Source organism: Candidatus Kapaibacterium sp., assembly GCA_025059875.1.
Classification (GTDB): Bacteria; Bacteroidota; Ignavibacteria; order Kapaibacteriales; family HRBIN21; genus HRBIN21.
In genome coordinates this window covers 18,060-36,177 of sequence record JANXCT010000002.1, presented here as the reverse complement: position 1 = coordinate 36,177, position 18,118 = coordinate 18,060, and the positions used below count along the sequence as shown (strand labels likewise).

Genomic DNA, 18,118 nt, shown 5'->3' with positions numbered 1-18,118 from the left:
CTCACACAACCCAACGCAGGGCAATGAAGCCCAACACCAAGAGCACAACAAAGGCTAGCGCCAAGCGGTCAAAGTATCGTTCTATCCACTGCTGCATAACGGGCCCAAAGGCCCACAGCAACCCAGCAATGACGAAGAAACGAGCAGCCCTCCCGACAAGCGATACCACGGTGAAGGGAACCAACGGGAGGGCTACAGCCCCTGCAGCAATCGTCGCGATCTTGTAGGGTATCGGGGAGAAGGCCGCGGCCAAGAGAAACCACACCCCTCCCTCTCCCCGGTACAGCTCTGAAACCTGCTGCCATGACTGGTGGGCATTGTAGAGCTCTACGATCCGCCATCCGACCACATCCATGAAACTGTGCCCAATGACATAGCCAAACAACCCCCCGAGGACAGAGCCGAGCGTACAGATGGCAGCAATTGCAAAGGCACGCTCCCGGCGCAGCAGCACCATTGGGATGAGCATTACATCAGGCGGAATCGGAAACACCGAAGCCTCTAAGAACGCCAGACCGAACAACGTCCACGAAGCTCCTGGACGTGCTGCAGCAGCCTCCATCCATGCCTTAGTCCTCCATAACCACTGGCGAATCCGCTGTATCATTCAGACTTCTCGCCACTCCCCCATACGGAAGAACTTCTCCTGACGCTGCCGCACAAGCTCCTCAATCGGGACCTGGCTCAAACTCTGGAGCTCTTCCCGCAAGACTCCACGGAGGATATCGTACATCTGTGCTGGATTGCGGTGAGCTCCCCCAGGAGGCTCAGGGACAACACGGTCTATGACCCCATGCCGCAGAAGATCTTCCGCACACAGCTCCAGCTCCTCTGCGGCCTGCTCCTTGAAGTCCCAGCTCCGCCAGAGGATGCTGGAACAAGACTCCGGTGCAATGACGGAATACCAGGCATACTGCAGCATCAGAATCCGGTCCCCAACCCCTATGCCAAGTGCCCCGCCGGATCCCCCCTCACCAATAACAACGACAATGATTGGCGTCCTGAGACGCGCCATTTCGAATAGGTTACGGGCAATCGCCTCAGCTTGTCCGCGCTCCTCCGCTTCAATGCCAGGAAAGGCTCCTGGGGTATCCAGGAACGTTATCAGCGGCCTCTGGAACTTCTCCGCCAAACGGAAGAGGCGCAGTGCTTTGCGATACCCCTCCGGATTCGGCATACCGAAGTTACGGCGGAGGTTCTCTTGAGTGGTGCGCCCCTTCTGGTGCCCGACGACAACGACCGGCGTCCCTTCGAACCGGGCCAGTCCCCCGACGATAGCGGGGTCATCCCCAGCGCAACGGTCGCCATGGAGCTCCACGAAGTCGGTAAAGATGGCCTGGATGTAGTCCAGCGTGTATGGCCGTTCTGGATGGCGGGCGATCTGGACCCGTTGCCACCGAGTGAGGTTCGCATAGATCTGCTGACGGAGTTGCTCAACTTGCCGCTCCAGTGCTTCCACCTCAGCGGCAATGTCCAGCTGGGCCGCCAGGGCCCGCATTTCGGCAATCTTCTGCTCTAGCTCCACGATGGGCTTCTCAAAGTCCAGCACGTGTCTCACGGCGAAACCTCCGCACGAGATAGTTGAGCATGATCTCCAGGTCCAGTGCAAAAGAAGCGTGGCGCAGGTAGTAGTTGTTGAGTTGCTGGAGCACGTTCTTCGGCAGCGAGGCTCCCCCACTGAGGTGGGCTAACCCGGTAATGCCTGGCTTACCGAAGCCTGCCTCCCCTGCTGTCCCTTCCAGCGGGTAGAGGCCAACGACACTCCACCAGCCACGCAGCACATTCCACCAACGGCGTAGGAAATCCTTTCGCCGGGGCCTCAAAAATACAAGAGCAAGCCCGAACAGCAAGGCTCCCGACGCCACTAGAATATCCACGCAGCGCTTCAGCAGTCGCAGGCGAGGATGGAGGAGAGGGTACCTCTGCCACATCGGCTCCTGGCCAAGGAGCTCCCCGACGAAACGCTGAACATAGAGCTCCTCGGGATGGTGCACGATGTAGAGCCGAACGCGCCACCGCGCCAGCCGTTCTACAATGTTGACCAACTCTCCGGGAGGCAGATCAGGCTCCGCTGCTACGAGCTCCTGAATCCGCCATCGCTCCACAATTGCCGGCAGCTCCGAGCTCTCCCCTAAGACAGGTAATCCTGAATCAGCCTCTGCTCGTATCCCATACTGCACAAAGCCAACAACCACCACCCCTGGCAATCCTGCTACTCCCTCCGATAGTGTTGCGGCAACTTTGCGGGCAACCTCCCCTGTGCCCAAGATGGCCACCCGCCGTGGCGCCATACTCTGGCGCAACCAGCGCCGAAGCTGCACCGCCAATCGCACCCCCATCCCCCACAGAGCTGTCCCCGCAGCCGTTCCCAGCACTACCCAACGGCTGAAGGCGTAGTCCTTGAAGAAGTAGGTCAGGGATGCTAGGGCAAAGAAGGCGAGTGCATACACCAGTAGAGCCCGGGATAGCCGGACGCGCCGCTCCAAGTAGTCCCCGAAGAGCAGCATCAGCCCAAAGATGAGTCCTCCCACCACGATGAAGACCGTCGGGTAGGCATACGGTCGGAGCCCGAAGAGACTGCCGAACCGTAGCCATGTCGCCACCATGAGCGCTCCAAGGGCTCCTAGGAGGTCTGCAATCCCTAGCATCCACAGATTCGGAAACTGGACGGCCCGGGCCAGTAGCTTCCGAAGCCCAATCCCTAGGTAGAGCAGCGGGGCGATCGGGGAGCGCCCGTAGTACTGGCGCACGAAGATGCGCATCGCATCGTAGAAGTGATGGATGACATCGGTCGTCGTGCGCCGGGCACTCTCCCCTTTGAAGTGGACCACCGTTGCGGTTCCTACGTACCCGATCCGCCACCCTGCCCGGTGTGCCCGGTAGCAGAGGTCAACGTCCTCGCCGTAGAGGAAGTACTCTGGATCAAAGCCGCCGAGCTCCTGCAGGAGCTCCCGTCGGCAGAGCATGAAGGCACCGGAAATCACCTCTGCGTACCCTACCTCATCCTCTGGCCGGAACCGTTGAGCATAGCGGGCAAACAGGCGCGACCGCGGTGCCAGCCGCTCGAGGCCGAAGAGCCGTGTGAACGATACCCATGGTGTCGGGAACCCACGCCGACAGGTCTCCTGAAAGGTGCCGTCAGCATTCAGCACTCGGCAACCAGCTATGCCCACTTCAGGATGGTGCGCCATGTAGTCCAGCAGCGTGCGTAGGGCGTTCGGGTGTACCAAGGTGTCCGGATTCAGCAGCAGGATGTAGCGTCCCCGTGCCTGAGCAATGCCGATGTTGTTGGCTTTCCCAAACCCAATGTTGGCTGGCAGCGCGATCCAATGTACCTCCGGAAACTCCGCCGACAACCGTGTAACAGTGTCGTCTTCGGAGGCATTGTCCACCACGAGCACCTCCGCATCGATGCCTGCCAGTGCCTGCCGGAGCGAGCGGAGGCACTGGCGGAGGAACTCAGCCACATTGTGGCTGACGATCACCACCGACAGCTCACACGTCGGTGGCTGGGCCAGTGCTGCCCGCACGTCAACGGTTGGTGTAGTAGCGACGCTCATCCCTCAGAAGGCTCGACAGACGCAACCGCCACACCATCCATGCGGCCTCCGAGACGATGCCACGGTTGAGCTTAGAGAAGCCGCTACGACGGTCTACGAAGACAATTGGCACCTCCACGATGCGGCAACCTAAGCGCCAGAGCCGGTAGGTGACCTCAATCTGGAAGGCGTAGCCATTGGAGCGAATCCGGTCCCACCGGAGGCGGCGGAGAGTGCGGGCCCAAAAGGCCTTGAAGCCACTCGTGGCGTCAGCAATTGGCATCCCCGTGACCCATCGCGTATACCGATTCGCTAGCCAGCTCAAGAGTAAGCGTCCCATCGGCCAGTTGACGACATTGACCCCACTGACGTAGCGCGATCCCAGTGCTACATCAGCGTTTGCTAAAGCCGCCACAAGCCGCGGCACGTCCCGAGGATCATGCGAGAAATCCGCGTCCATCTGCACCACCACCTCATACTCCCGCTGGAGTGCCCACTGGAAGCCCTGGCAGTAAGCGGAACCAAGCCCCAACTTTGCTGGCCGCTCAATGAGATGGACTCGACCGGGCACACGCTCCTGCCATCGTCGTACCTCTTCCGCCGTCCCATCCGGCGAAGCGTCGTCCACTACGAGTACCTCCGGCTCCATCTCCAGCCGGAGGAGTGCCGGGATGAGCTCCGCGATGTTCTCACGCTCGTCGTAGGTCGGGATGACAATCAGCGTCCTCACCCTTCACACCCCCTTGCCCGTGAGCATTACCCACACCGTGCGGAGCATAATCTCCAGGTCCAGCGCCAGCGACTGGTTCTCGATGTAGTAGAAGTCCATCTCCAACCGGGAGCGCACCCCTTCAACTGTCGGCACGTTGAGCTCCTGACGACGGCACACCTGCCACCATCCCGTAATCCCTGGTTTGACGCAGTGCCGGCGAGGGTACTCGGGCACCATCTGGGTAAAGAGCTCCACGTAGTACGGTCGCTCTGGCCGAGGACCAACGATGCTCATTTCGCCTTTGAGCACGTTCCAGAACTGCGGGATCTCGTCCAAGTACGTCTTGCGCAGCCACCTCCCGACCCGTGTGATTCGCGGGTCGCCCCGCTGTGTCCAGAGCCGGTTCGGGTCCCCCTCGGGCAGCATCGTGCGAAACTTGTAGAGTCGGAATATGCGCCCATGTCGTCCAACCCGCTCCTGGACGAAGAAGATAGGACGCCCACTGTCAACCCAGATCGCAGCCGCGATCAAGAGCCACAAGGGAGCACCGACGAAGAGTATCAGGACGCTGATGACGATATCCAAGGTCCGCTTCACGAAGGCCTGCCAGGGGTTGAGAATCTCCGGGTTCAGCTCCAGGAGGCTCGTGCCGTAGAGGCGTCGGATACGAGCCTGCCCAGACGTGACCCGGTAGAGCTCCGGCAGTATCTTGACCCCTACCCGAGCCTCTTCAGCAACACCCATCACCTTGCCTACTTCTTGGGGATCCGGCGGCTGAAAAGCCAGAAGGAGCTCCTCCGGCTCCCATCGGCGGATGAGCTCACGCAACACTGCTACGGTCCCGAGAACCGGAATAGGGCCCTTGCCGTTCCACTCCTGCTCCGACACCCCACTTGACGGTAGGACGACCCCGAGCGGACGGTAGCCCCAATGGGGGATCCGACGCAACTCCTCGAGCAACCGCTCAACCCCCCGCGGATTTCCCACCAGGAGGGCTGGTATCGTGAGGATTCCGCGCTGCCGGAGGGAGCGCTGGAGCGCCCGCACTGCTAGACGACCAGCCCCCAGCCCAATCCCAAGGAAAGCCGCGTAGATCCCTGCCACTGCCCGAAAGTTGCTTCGGTAGAAATCGCCACTATCCCAGAACACCAGCACCAATAGCAGGGCTATCCCGAGCAGTACCGAGCGCACCACTGCCCATAGCTCCTCCAGCGGCGGACGGCTGTACCAGTTCCGGTAGAGCCCTGCGAGCCAGAACAACAGCACCCAGTAGCCTGTCAGCATTGAGACGATGGCTACGACCTCCTCACCGGTCGGAGTAGCCACGGAGTCCAGCCAGCCACTGCCAAAGCGCACCCAGAGGTAGCCAAGGGTCCCAAGCACGAGCACAACGAGGTCCACCCCTAGCTGGAACACTACTGGGCTGTGTTGCCCGCTCTTCCAGCGCCACCGTCGCTGCGTCAGTGATGCAGGATACGTGACAGCGTCTGCCATGCCTCACGTACCACTGCTATCGGCCCCAGCTGAGCTCAGGAAACGGACTGGCGACCTTAGCTCTGTATTTTTGCTGCCGCCTGTAGGAGACGAGCGCTCTGCGATGCGGATCTCCATCATCACTGTTGTGCTCAACGATCCTCGTGTCGCGCGGGCCCTGGAATCCATCTTCGCCCAGGAGGTGGAGGCCGAAGTAGAAACTATCGTCATCGACGGTGGCTCCCCCCCACCCACCCGCGACATCCTGGAGCGCTACCGTCACCGGCTCAGCGTCTTCGTCAGCGAACCCGACCGAGGGCTCTACGATGCCATGAACAAGGGGCTGCGCTATGCAACGGGCGACATCATCGGCATCCTGAATGCCGATGACCAATACGCTGACCGGTTCGTGCTGCGCGATGTTGCAGCGGTCTTCTCCGATCCTACCGTCGAGGCCTGCTACGGCGACGTGGTCTTCGTCAGCCCCGGGACAAGACGGATTGTCCGCTACTGGCGCGCTGGCCCCTATCGACGTTGGAAGTACTACTTCGGCTGGATGCCGCCACACCAGACCTTCTTCGCTCGGCGCTCGGTGTACGAGCGCTTCGGAGGATTCAATCTGGACTACCGGATCGCTGCTGACTATGAGCTGATGTTCCGCCTGCTGTTTGTGGGAGCCATCCGCGTCCAGTACATTCCGCGGGTGCTGGCCTGCATGGATAGCGGCGGCATTAGCAACCGTTCTCTCCGCTCCATTCTGCGGGGGAACTGGGAGTGCTGGCGCACCTGGAAGCAACATGGCCTCACACCTTGGGGCCTGCTGGTCCCGTTCGCAAAGCCGCTGCGACGCCTGAGCCACCTGCTGCGTCGCCCTACTGTGCTTCCTGAAGCCCTCCATCCGCCGCTCGTCAACGCCGCAGAAGGTTGAAGATCGTGGTGACGACAAAGGTCAGTGTCGAGACTGCCCCTACCAGAACGGTGTAGAACTGCAGCTCTGCCTGTTGCTGGGCCCACGCGGGGACGTCGAGTATCCGTGGGACGTAGATCTCATCGCCCGGCTGAAGCGCCCCTGCCTGTTTGGGGGTAAGCCAGACCCGCTGCGGACCACGCAATACTCTCACCCGCCTCGGATCTGCGCCCACACCGTAACCTCCTGCCTGCTGGATGTACCAGTCTGTCGTTTGGCCTGCCTCAAACGGCACAGCCCCGGGGAACCGTACCTGTCCCCAGAGGTAGACGTGTCGCTCCTGCTCCGGGATCACGATGACGTCCCCATCTTCCAGCGGCACGTTATGTCGAAGGTCCCCATCACGGAAGAGCGCGACGAAGTCACATGCAACGAGCGAGCGCTGCAGCCGCATATCCAGCATGTAGCGGACGGTATCTTCCAGCCGGAGGTCGCTGTACAGAAAGCGGCTGTACAGGCCGACTTCGGTGGGCATCCGAGGGTCGGTCTGGAAAGCCTGCGGTGGAGGCACCCGTTGGATGTAGGCCTGTGCTAACGCTGCCGTTGGAACAAGGCCACCCGCCTGTTCTATGACCTCCTTCAGGCGCGTCCGTCCGGGCTCGATGACGTACGCGCCTGGCCGGACCACCCCTCCAAGGAGGCGAACCACCCCCTGCCGTATAATCCCTGCCACCGGACGTTCTGGCACAATCACAGCTGTTCCCGGTGCAAGGAGTGGGTCCGTCGTTGGCATTCCAGCTGTGTCTAGCTCAACACGCTCTGGCGGCCTCCCAGGAAGATGGATGAGGGCAACGTACTGTGCCCGCTGAGGATCGATCCCGCCGGCTAAGCGCAGGAGGAACGAGAGCCGATCCCCATGGCGATGTGCAATCCGGAGCGGACGCCTAACAGCCCCCCCGATAGACACTGTAGCGTACCCAGTCGGGGGTGGCGCAGGGACGAAGATCTCTAGCCCCTCGCTCAGCATCGGGTCGGACTGCACTTCCCCTAAGGCTCGTCCGCGCTCTACGTCGGCCTCCCGGGTTGTACCATCGGCGAACCGCAGCACGAGATGTCGCGTGCAGAAGCTCGGCAGTAGCGGGACGCTGCTGTACTCCCACTCGTGCCCTTGGAGCTCTTGTACCGAACCGGCGGCTAGCGGCGCCTGCATCGGTCTTCCAGATGCCGTCCTCGCCGCAGCATCACCGTACATTGCAAGCCGCACCGCCGTAGATACCCGCAGACTCGCTGGCAGGATGTACGTCCCTGGCGAACGCACGTACCCGCTGACAGTAACCACCACCCGCCGGGGCAGCAGGAGCTGGACATTGACGGTTGCTGCTGGATTACGCTGCTGTACGAGCTGCTGCAGCTCTTGGCGTAACTGGGCAATTGATTTCCCCTTGACGGAGACTAAGCCCAACCGTGGGATGAGGACATCAGCCGTAGCGGACACCACCACCCGATGGCTCTGCACCACTGGCGCTAAGACTTGCACTAGCAACACATCTCCTGGCCCAAGGTAGTACTCCTCCGGCATGACAGCCCCGTCGCTCGGTGGCAGCTCCGGGAGGACGTCTCGCAGCGCGGTCAACGTACCCGCCTCCTCCAGCGTCTGCCATAGGCTCTGCGGCAGCAGAGACCTACCCGCTTCCTGTGCCCAGAGGCTGCCCCACAGGCAGGCGCAGACAATGCTCCACCACCACTTGAGCGATCCGCTCGGCTGCATGTCCATCCCACAACGGTGGTACACGCCCCTGCTTCCGCTCCCCTCGCCTCAGTGCCGCCAATGCTGCCCGCAGCGCATCGGCCCTTGGCGGCACCAACTGGTTCGTCCCCATGGAGCACGTAATCGGTCGTTCCGTCGTTGTCCGTAGCGTCAGGCAGGGGATTCCTAGGTACGTGGTCTCTTCCTGGATGCCGCCGGAGTCCGTCATGACGAAGTCGGCCCGAAGGACGAGTGCTATGAAGTCTACGTAGCTCAACGGAGGCAGCACCAGTAGCCGCTGCAGCAGCCCTTGCAATCCAAAGCGCTCAACGGCCTGCCGTGTCCTCGGGTGCATCGGGAAAACGACCGTGCGCCACTGGGCCAGCTCGTTCAACACGAGTAGGAGCTCCCGCAGCTGCTGCGGATCGTCCACATTGCTCGGCCGGTGGAGTGTTACAACGACGTACCCCTGCGGCTCCAGACCTAAGCTCTCCGGAAGTGTGCTCTGCTCGGCCTTCGGCAGGGCGAACAGCAGAGAGTCAATCATCGTGTTGCCGACCAGGAAGATGCGCTCCTCTGGGGCACCCTGACAGCGTAGGTTCTCCACTCCGCTCGGCTCGGTGACGAAGAAGTAGTCTGCAACGGCGTCTGTAACGACCCGATTGATCTCCTCTGGCATGCTTCGATCAAAGCTGCGGAGTCCTGCCTCGACGTGCGCCACTGGAATCCCTAGCTTGACTGCCGTCAGAGCACAGGCAAGGGTGGAGTTGACGTCTCCAACCACAATGACTAAGTCCGGCGAGAGTTCTAAGCACACCGGCTCAAAGGCCAGCATAATGCGAGCCGTCTGCTGAGCGTGCGTACCCGAGCCGACTCCCAAGAAGACTGAAGGCTGCGGCAAATCCAGGTCAGCGAAGAAGACATCCGACAGCTCTGGGTCGTAGTGCTGCCCCGTGTGGACGATGATGTGCTCTACCACATCCACATACCGAGCGAAAGCGCGGTGCAGCGGCGCCACCTTCATGTAGTTCGGGCGTGCACCCACAACGGATAGGACGCGCGCTTTCATCGTCCGCTTCCGAGGAGCACAATTCGTGCCCGAGGCCGCTGAACATGACGGCATGCATTGCGCGTATCAACCACGACACGGCTCCACCGGCAGACGAGCTCGTAGTCTACGCAGCTATGATCCGTCGTGATGACCACAACGTGCTGGCGCTTCAGCAGCTCAGGAGTAAGTCCCGGGGCAGACTCCAGGATGCCTCCAGCAAACTCAACCTGCGGGATGTACGGGTCATAGTAGCCAATGGAGCGCACGCCGTCCTGCCACAGGAGTTCCATGACCTTCAGAGCCGGCGAATGGCGCAGGTCATCTACGTCCCTTTTGAAGGCAACCCCCAAGAAGAGGACGTTCGCCTTCTCCAGCCGCACAGGCAGCCGAGCAATCTCCCGCTCTACGAGGTCGCGAACGTAGAAGGGCATTGCCTCGTTGACTTCGGCTGCTAGCGTCACGAAGTTGGTGACGAAGTCGTAGCGCCGTGCTGCCCATGCTAGGTAGTACGGGTCAATCAGGATGCAATGTCCCCCGATGCCTGGCCCAGGGTAGAACGGCATAAACCCGAAGGGCTTCGTCGCTGCCGCTTCAATCACTTCCCACACGCTGATGCCTAAGCGGTCGCAGAGTTGCGCTAGCTCGTTCACCAGCGCAATGTTGACGCTGCGGAAGATGTTCTCCAACAGCTTCGCCATCTCCGCAACCCTTGGAGAGCTAACGGGGACGACCACTTGGACGGCCAAGCGCAACACAGCCGCCGCTAACTCTGTGCATGCCGGCGTCACTCCTCCAACGACCACCGGGGTGTTAGCGGTCGTCCATACTTTGTTCCCGGGGTCTACCCGTTCAGGCGAGAACGCCAAGAAGAAGTCCTCCCCAACGCGCAATCCCTTCTGCCGGAGCCTCGGCAGCACGTACTCCTCGGTCGTCCCCGGGAAGGTCGTACTCCGGAGCACAACGATCTGTCCAGGACGCAGGGTTTCGGCAATGCTATCCGTGGCCTGCAGGATGAAGCTGATGTCAGGGTCTTTGTGAGCCGTGAAGGGGGTCGGAACGCAAATGAAGAGGGCATCGCACTCTTGGCATCGCTGGAAGTCCGTCGTTGGGATGAACAGTCCCAAACGGAGCTGCTCAGCCACAACGTCGGAGGGAACATCCCGAAGGTAGGAGCGTCCACGGCGTAGCTGCTCAATCTTGGCTGCGTTGGTATCCAGCCCTATCGTATGGACTCCCGCCCGTGCGAATTCCATCGCCAGCGGCAGCCCCACGTAGCCCATCCCAAGGACGCCAACCCTCACGCGGCGTTGCTCTATGCGCTGGCGCAGCTCGTCGAGAACGGATTGACCCGAGCTCATGCAGATCCACCGTAGAGGTTGGAGGCTAAGACCGCGTCATACCACTGCCGGCGGTACTCCGCGTACTCGCCATTCCACAAGGGCTCCCACCACGTGCGGTGGTGAATGTACCACTCCACGGTTCTCCGCAACCCCTCCTCTAAGCCCACGCGCGCCCGCCATCCCAACTGGCGCATCGTCTCTACCTGGAGAGCGTATCGCCGGTCATGCCCCGGACGATCCGAGATTGAGCGGATGAGCGTACGGGGCTTGCCCAAAAGCTCAAGGACCTTCTCCACCAGCTCTCGATTGCTGAGTTCTTGGCCACTGCTTAAATGATACACTTGCCCCGCCTCCCCCTCTTGGCAGAGCTGCCAAAGGGCTCGGCAGACATCTCCAACGTAGAGCCACTGTCGCCGCTGTGAGCCGTCCCCGTAGAGCGGGATAGGCTCGTCATGCAGGGCACACAGGATGCTCATCGGCACTAGCTTCTCAGGGAACTGGTATGGGCCATAGACATTGCAGCTCCGCACAACGCAAGCAGGTACCCCATACGTTCGGACGTAGGCGTGTACGAAGCAATCCGCTGCCGCTTTAGAGGCAGCGTAAGGCGAACTTGGAGCGAAGGCATCCCCTTCTGCACACTCCCCTTCGAGACGCTCCCCATAGACTTCGTCCGTTGACATGTGCACAAAGCGCTGTAGCCGCACTCGGCGGGCAGCCTCCAGCAGAGCTACTGTCCCCTCTACGTTGCTCTGCAAGAACGGACGAGCATCCATAATGGAACGATCCACGTGGGTTTGCGCCGCAAGGTGGACGATCGTCTCCACCTGGTAGCTGCGACATAACTCGAGCATGAGGGCCACATCTTCCACGCGGCCGCGAATGAACTGACAGCGGGGATTGTTCTGCCAGGCAGCAACGTTCCGCTGCTGTCCAGCGTACGTGAGAGCGTCTACGACAATGACCCGCACGTCAGTATGGTGGAGGAGGTAGCAAACGAAGTTCGTCCCGATGAAACCCGCCCCGCCCGTGACTAGCACCGTCCTCGGGCCTCCCGAAGCAGTCATGACCACACCGATTGCTCCATACCACTCCGGCTGCTCTATCCGTCTTCTGGCTGCAGGCAGTCAGCGGTAGTAGGCATGAGCACAAAATTACTGAAAGCCCTCCCCTGCCTCTTCGCGTTGGCTCTTAGTAGCGCACACGGTCAGTTCTTCGTGGACTTCTGCATCTATGGCTCTGCAGCGTATCGCTTCCTCCCCTCAGAGACAGCACTCCATCTGCCCTCCGCTGGAATCGGCCTTGGAGCTCGGCTCCGTTCGTTCTTCGCCCCGAGCATTGACATTGTCCTCACCGGGCTGGGGCGAAAGCAGCACGACGAGTACCTCATGTGGGTAGAGCTCCACTACCGCCTTCTGCTCCAACTCCAGTACCAGCAGACCCCCACCACGGCCCCCAGCATCAGCCTCGAGTGGATCTTCCCAATCCTCCCTTCAGTCCAGTCACCGTGGCGGCAGGAACTCCGTAGAGACCTTCGTGCGGTGCGAGTTGGAGGATTCGCTGGGCTGAGCATCCCGAACGTCCTAGGCGGGCGCTACCTCCACCTCTTGGCCGGTACTCACTACCCCTTACGCCGACCACAGACGCTGAGCTCTCGCCTCATCCCAGAAGTCCGGCTGCTGTGGGAAAGCCGGTAGAGGGTTCATTCCTCATCGGCAACTTGGAGCCGCAGCAGCTCTTCCAAGCGCTTGGGCAGATGTCGGCGAACCCAGGTAGAGTAGTCCCCATCGTAGCCAACCTGTTCCCAGAGGCGAGTAATTCGCTCATCAATAGCCTGAATCTGATCTGCCGTCAGCGGCGGACGCTCGCGCACCTGCTGTGCAATACGAACCGTTGCCTCGGCAACGCATGCTTCCTGGTCTCGAGTGAGTGCCTCATAGACGGCTGCACTCCAGCCTAAGTAGTCCTCTACAATGCGCTGCATCACTTCGCGGCTGTGACGCAAGCTCTCCTGGATGTTGCCACGCCCAGTGACGGCATTCCCAACCGCGAAGACATTATCGTAGCCCTCAATGCGGCACAGCTCTGGATCGGCAATCGCGTACGTCTCTCCTCGCATCGGGATTTCCGGCAGTGGCTCAGGGATGCTGCCAATAGAGGAGATGACCAAGGGTGTGCGCACTTCATGCTCGGTCCCCTCCACGGGCACGACATGGTCGCCCTCTTTTCGGGTGTGGCACAGCACAAGCCCCACCATGCGTCCACCTTCGGAGAGAATTCCCACAGGCAGCCGCAGCTCCTGGAAGTTGAACAAATACCGCCGTCGGGCAGTCTCCAGCACCTTAAGGCGTACAGCCTGAGCACGTGCCAATCGTTCTGGGGTATCAGTCGGCATCGGGGTCAGCGGCATGTCCTGAGCCTGCCGGCGATAGTAGAGCGTGCACCCCTGAATCCCGAGATCCTGCAAGGTAAGCCCGTGACGCTGCAGGATGCGGTCTATGCCGTGCTCCATTTCAATGACGTTGGTCTCGATCCCTCGACGCCGCAGAGCTTCCTCCACTGTCAGCATCATGAGAGCTTTCGCGACGTCGATCGAAGCCAAGCCGCCCCCGATGACAACAGCTCCATCGGCGATCTCGTACGGCTCAACGCCGCTATCAGGATCGTGCATGAGGTTGAACCATGCCATGAAGGGGTTCTGGTAGTAGAAGCCGCGTCCGATGTACTGCTCAGCCTCCGGTACAGGAAAGGGACGGTCACGCCACGCACCGTTTGCAAGGATGACAGCGCTCACGCCCCACTGCAGGAGCTCGGTTAAGCGGACATCCCTTCCAAGGCGCACTTTGGGGACATAGCGCACTAGCTGATGCTGGAGCTTAGCGTCAATGGCGGCCTCTTCCTTGTTCCGCAGCTTGACATGCCACTTCGGAAGGCCATACTCAATCTTGCCGTACGGCAGCGGATACTGCTCCAGCACCGCTACTCGGATGCCCCGCTGGGCCAATTGGTAAGCTGCCTCGGCACCTGCAACTGCCCCTCCAACCACGACGACATAGTGAGAGCGCTCCATTGGTTCTCGACGACGGTGGCTTTTCGCCACAAAAATACCCTCACACTCGCTAAATTCCCGCACGCAACAGCACATATGTCGTAGCAGTACACGTGTGAAGCAACGAAGCTCCAATGCTCAAGCAGCGCATTACCATTTCAGACGTCGTCATCGTCTTTGCTGGCGACTCAGGTGAGGGCATGCAGCTCACGGGAGCGCAGTTTGCCCATGCTAGCGCACTCCAGGGCAATGACATTGCTACCTTCCCAAACTACCCAGCAGAGATTCGAGCTCCCCAGGGAACTTTAGCTGGTGTTTCCAGCTTCCAGCTCCGCTTTGGCAGCTTCGAGATCCTGACGCCAGGGGATGCCTGCGACGTGCTTGTAGCGATGAACGCTGCAGCACTGAAGACCCATCTACACCTCCTGAAGCGCGGCGGCCTTCTCATCGTCAACGAGGCTGGCTTCGACCGGCGCAATCTCCGGTTGGCTGGTTATCCGGAGGGCGTGAATCCACTCACCGACGGCAGCCTGTCGGAGTACCAGCTCATCACGCTGAACATTTCGCAGATGGTCAGCGCCGCCCTTGCCGATACCTCCTTCTCCGTCCGCGAGAAGGAGCGCATGAAAAACATGTTCGTGCTGGGGTTGCTGGCGTGGCTCTTCGACCGCCCCTTGTCCCAAATTGAACAGCTAGTCAACGCGAAGTTCGCTGCCCGTGACCCAGCGGTTGCGGAGGCCAATATCCGTCTCCTCCATGCGGGATACAACTTCGGTGAGACCTCCGAACTCTTCGCGGTCCGCTACGAAATCCCGCGGGCTGAGTTGCCACCTGGTGTATACCGGAGCATTTCGGGGAACGAAGCCCTGGTGCTGGGCTTTGTAGCTGCTGCTCAGAAGGCCAGCCTGAAGCTGTTCTACGCTGGCTACCCGATTACTCCTGCCTCTGAGGTACTGCACCAGATGAGCACGCTGCTGCCGTATGACGTCTATCCCTTCCAGGCAGAGGACGAGATTGCTGCCATCTGCGCCGCCATTGGAGCGGCCTTCGGTGGACACCTAGGAGTCACGGCAACCTCAGGGCCCGGCTTCTCGCTGATGAGCGAGGCCTTAGGCTTGGCGGTCATGTTGGAGCTTCCGGTGGTCGTCTGCGACATCCAACGAGCTGGCCCGTCCACCGGCATGCCGACCAAACCTGAACAGGCTGACCTGCTACAGGCCCTCTACGGACGCCATGGTGAAGCCCCTATCCCTGTGCTAGCAGCAGCTACGCCAGCAGACTGCTTCCAGACGGCCTACGAAGCCGCTCGCCTCGCTCTCCAGTGGATGACCCCCGTTATCGTCCTCTCTGACGCCTTCCTGGCGAACGGCAGCGACCTATGGCGCATCCCTTCCGTAGAGAGCCTACCCCCGATCACACCACCGTTCGCGACAGAGGAGCACAAGACCAACGGCGTCTTCCACCCATACCAGCGCGATGCCCGCGGCGTCCGTCCATGGGCGATTCCCGGTATGCCGGGCTTCGAACATCGCATCGGCGGTCTGGAGAAAGAGGATATCACCGGCAACGTCTCCTACGATCCTCTGAACCACGAGCGGATGGTGCAGCTCCGTGCTGCCAAGATTGAACGGATCGCTGACGAGCTCCCACCACAAACCGTTGCCCTGGGCGAGCCTGAAGGGGAGTTAGCCGTTGTCGGTTGGGGTTCAACCTACGGCTCCATCTACAACGCTGTCCAGGAATGCCGAAGTCAAGGTCTATCCGTCTCCCACATCCACATCCGTTACCTTAACCCGCTGCCGCGTAACCTTGGCCAGCTCTTGCGGGGCTTCCGCCGCATCTTGGTCCCCGAACTCAACAGCGGGCAGCTCAGCCAATTGCTGCGAGCCCGCTACCTTGTGGATGCCCGAACCTACAGTAAGGTCCAGGGTGTTCCATTGACCGTCGCTGAGCTCGTCAGTGCCATCCAGGAGACTCTCCACCATGACTGAAGTGCTCCGAACAGCGCTAAGTGCGAAGGACTATGCTAGCGATCAGGAAGTCCGGTGGTGTCCAGGATGTGGAGATTACGCCATTCTCAAACAGGTCCAGACAGTGTTGGCCGAGCTGGAGGTGCCACGGGAGAATGTCGTGTTCATCTCTGGCATCGGCTGCTCCTCGCGCTTTCCGTACTACATGGGCACTTACGGCCTCCACGGCATCCACGGGCGTGCACCAGCTATCGCCTATGGCCTTAAGATAACCCGCCCGGAGCTCCACGTCTGGATCGTGACTGGCGACGGCGATGGCCTCTCCATCGGCGGCAACCACCTCATCCACATGCTCCGGCGCAACATGGACGTGACGATCCTTCTATTCAACAACGAAGTCTACGGCCTCACCAAGGGGCAAATCTCCCCGACCTCACGCCCAGGACAGCGCACCCCTTCCACTCCGTGGGGCTCGTTCGAGCATCCCTTCAACCCCGTCGCTCTCGCCTTCGGGGCTGGGGCAACCTTCGTTGCTCGAACGATGGACCGTGACTTGGCCCACATGCGCTCCGTCCTGAAACGCGCAGCACAGCACCGCGGAGCCGCCTTTGTGGAAATCTACCAGAACTGCCCCGTCTTCAACGACGGAGCCTTCTTCGCCTACACGGAGAAGGAGAGCAAGCCCGAGAATGCTCTCTTCGTGGAACACGGTCAACCACTCGTCTTTGGCCAGAACCGCGACAAAGGCTTCGTCCTGGAGGGAATGACCCCACGCCTGGTGGACTTCTCCGATGGACTGCCAGAAAACGTGTGGATTCACGACGAAACCGACCGAACGAAAGCAGCACTACTTGTGCAGTTGCTGGGCACGCCAGACAACGAGCTCCCACGCCCCTTTGGGGTACTCTATGCTGACCCTAGCCGACCCACCTACGAAGAACTCCTTGCTGAGCGCCGCCAGCGGCTAGCACAACGCCACCCCGCGGACTTGGAGGCGCTCCTTCGGGGCAAGAATTGGTGGGGACTCAGCTCTTAGTCACCGTTCCAGAGGACGAGTTGCTGCTGGATTAACGTTCCACACTGCCACCGAAGGCCGTAGATACCTGGGGGTAACCCGAAGAAAGGAATGGCCAACTGCTGTCCCCACCACTGTCCCGATCGCAGTCGCCGTCCCAGCACATCCACCAGCTCCCACCGCCACAGCACCGGATACGCCTGCCGAACAATAAGACGTCCCGCCTCCCACCACCATTCCGACAGCTTTAGCCCTACAGCCCCTTCAGTGCTCTGCACCGCTTGACGGTACAGCACCAAGTAAGCACTCATCAGGTACCACGGCATGGTGTGCCCCGTGCTGTTGAAATTGCAGTCGGGGCAGTTCGGTGGCGGTGCAATGAAACAGCTATCCCACCAAGGGCTGCAGTAGTTGACGTAAGGCTCGAAGCGAAACCCAATGGAGTTGGAGTCCCCGCGTCGAATAGCACTGGTAATCTCTTCCTCCCAGGGGCGGACGTAGTCACCCGGACACCATCCTGCCCGATTGTACTGCCAAGTACCCTGCTGCGGCCGGCAGGGATTTCGAGCGCAGTCGTCCCGCCACAGCAGTCTTGGAAAGGCCCTACCGTTGACGAGCAGAGTGTGAGTCTTGCGGGAGAACTCTGCAGCGTTGTCGGTATTCCCTTGACCGTGGCCGGTGAGTAGAGCGACAAACTTCACTGCCGCCACGTCTTCGTCAATCAAGATCGTGCGTGTCGGAACTTGCAGATCTATCGGGTCTTTGGGGTTGCCGTATGCCCAGCGACGGTAGACGTCGTTCCCCCAAAGCTTCACAACCCGATATGGAACCATCCCCGGCTGCCCTAAGAAGAAGCGCAGCCGAGCGCTGACAAGGTAGCCTTGCCCAGGACTCTGGGCCCAGTAGAGGATGAAGAGCCGCAGCCGGACTGTATCCGTCAGCAATGGACGGAAATCGGTCACATCAATCTCCCAGCCACATTCCCGCTGGTATGGCGTCATAATCCGGGCAATCTCTACCGTATCCGTTGGAGTCAGTACGGTGACGTACGCGATGCGGTCCCACGGATCCCACCCCCCTGGCGGCCGATGGAGGGAATAGGCAAGCACAACGCGCTCGCACAGAACCGATTCCGGCGGGCAGACGACTGTCACTACCGTGTCCTGTTTTCCGCCAACAAGTGGGGCCCGCTCGGTTACCACTACCTCCACCACTGTCTGCTGTGCCCACAGAGCGAGAACACTAAATGACAGCAGCAACCCCGACAGCCACATGCCGTCTCCCTTCTCTGGATGACGTTTGGCCTAAAAGTTAC

General features: G+C 60.7%; 15 protein-coding genes. 4 read left to right on the top strand and 11 right to left on the bottom strand.

The features are described from left to right. Position 1: 1 nt before the first annotated feature. Genes NZ960_02825 through NZ960_02805 form a run of 5 tightly spaced genes read right to left on the bottom strand, consistent with a single transcriptional unit; the run spans position 2 to position 5,745 of the window. Complete coding sequence (locus tag NZ960_02825; protein ID MCS7176550.1) at positions 2–607, bottom strand: DedA family protein; 606 nt, start codon at positions 605–607, stop codon at positions 2–4. Beyond that, positions 608–1,558 (bottom strand): acetyl-CoA carboxylase carboxyltransferase subunit alpha, encoded by a 951-nt coding sequence (locus tag NZ960_02820; protein MCS7176549.1) that lies wholly within the window; start codon positions 1,556–1,558, stop codon positions 608–610. After that, entirely contained in the window at positions 1,536–3,560 is a 2,025-nt protein-coding gene (locus NZ960_02815; protein ID MCS7176548.1) for a glycosyltransferase, read from the bottom strand. Before NZ960_02815 ends, NZ960_02820 begins: the two co-directional genes overlap by 23 nt. Then, entirely contained in the window at positions 3,532–4,269 is a 738-nt protein-coding gene (locus NZ960_02810; protein ID MCS7176547.1) for a polyprenol monophosphomannose synthase, read from the bottom strand. The genes NZ960_02815 and NZ960_02810 overlap by 29 nt, the downstream gene beginning before the upstream one ends. 3 nt (positions 4,270–4,272) lie before the next feature. Continuing rightward, entirely contained in the window at positions 4,273–5,745 is a 1,473-nt protein-coding gene (locus tag NZ960_02805; GenBank protein ID MCS7176546.1) for a sugar transferase, read from the bottom strand. Positions 5,746–5,848: 103 nt separating this feature from the next. Between NZ960_02805 and NZ960_02800 the strand changes: the two genes are divergently transcribed. Continuing rightward, complete coding sequence (locus tag NZ960_02800; protein MCS7176545.1) at positions 5,849–6,652, top strand: glycosyltransferase; 804 nt, start codon at positions 5,849–5,851, stop codon at positions 6,650–6,652. Here NZ960_02800 and NZ960_02795 read toward each other — a convergent pair. Genes NZ960_02795 through rfbB form a run of 4 tightly spaced genes read right to left on the bottom strand, consistent with a single transcriptional unit; the run spans position 6,633 to position 11,836 of the window. Continuing rightward, on the bottom strand, positions 6,633–8,405 hold the full coding sequence (locus NZ960_02795) for an SLBB domain-containing protein (protein ID MCS7176544.1): 1,773 nt from the start codon (positions 8,403–8,405) through the stop codon (positions 6,633–6,635). The two genes, NZ960_02800 and NZ960_02795, sit on opposite strands and share 20 nt — an antisense overlap. After that, a complete protein-coding gene (wecB, locus tag NZ960_02790) occupies positions 8,314–9,447 on the bottom strand; it encodes a UDP-N-acetylglucosamine 2-epimerase (non-hydrolyzing) (protein ID MCS7176543.1) in 1,134 nt (377 codons plus the stop codon). Before wecB ends, NZ960_02795 begins: the two co-directional genes overlap by 92 nt. Then, positions 9,444–10,787: a nucleotide sugar dehydrogenase gene (locus NZ960_02785; protein ID MCS7176542.1), complete on the bottom strand. Its 1,344-nt coding sequence runs from the start codon at positions 10,785–10,787 to the stop codon at positions 9,444–9,446. Before NZ960_02785 ends, wecB begins: the two co-directional genes overlap by 4 nt. Continuing rightward, complete coding sequence (gene rfbB / locus NZ960_02780; protein MCS7176541.1) at positions 10,784–11,836, bottom strand: dTDP-glucose 4,6-dehydratase; 1,053 nt, start codon at positions 11,834–11,836, stop codon at positions 10,784–10,786. Before rfbB ends, NZ960_02785 begins: the two co-directional genes overlap by 4 nt. A 75-nt stretch (positions 11,837–11,911) precedes the next feature. Between rfbB and NZ960_02775 the strand changes: the two genes are divergently transcribed. Next, positions 11,912–12,466, top strand: a complete 555-nt coding sequence (locus NZ960_02775) for a hypothetical protein (protein ID MCS7176540.1) — start codon at positions 11,912–11,914, stop codon at positions 12,464–12,466. 5 nt (positions 12,467–12,471) lie between these two features. On the opposite strand, the gene NZ960_02770 is transcribed toward NZ960_02775, so the two are convergent. Continuing rightward, positions 12,472–13,839 (bottom strand): FAD-dependent oxidoreductase, encoded by a 1,368-nt coding sequence (locus NZ960_02770; GenBank protein MCS7176539.1) that lies wholly within the window; start codon positions 13,837–13,839, stop codon positions 12,472–12,474. 113 nt (positions 13,840–13,952) lie between these two features. On the opposite strand from NZ960_02770, the gene NZ960_02765 reads away from it, so the two are divergent. Together NZ960_02765 and NZ960_02760 are read left to right on the top strand one after the other, a co-directional pair. Further along, on the top strand, positions 13,953–15,809 hold the full coding sequence (locus NZ960_02765) for a 2-oxoacid:acceptor oxidoreductase subunit alpha (GenBank protein ID MCS7176538.1): 1,857 nt from the start codon (positions 13,953–13,955) through the stop codon (positions 15,807–15,809). After that, entirely contained in the window at positions 15,802–16,824 is a 1,023-nt protein-coding gene (locus NZ960_02760; protein ID MCS7176537.1) for a 2-oxoacid:ferredoxin oxidoreductase subunit beta, read from the top strand. Before NZ960_02765 ends, NZ960_02760 begins: the two co-directional genes overlap by 8 nt. Here the strand turns inward: NZ960_02760 and NZ960_02755 are convergent. Continuing rightward, a complete protein-coding gene (locus NZ960_02755) occupies positions 16,821–18,077 on the bottom strand; it encodes a peptide-N-glycosidase F-related protein (GenBank protein MCS7176536.1) in 1,257 nt (418 codons plus the stop codon). The two genes, NZ960_02760 and NZ960_02755, sit on opposite strands and share 4 nt — an antisense overlap. Between the last annotated feature and the right edge of the window lie 41 nt (positions 18,078–18,118).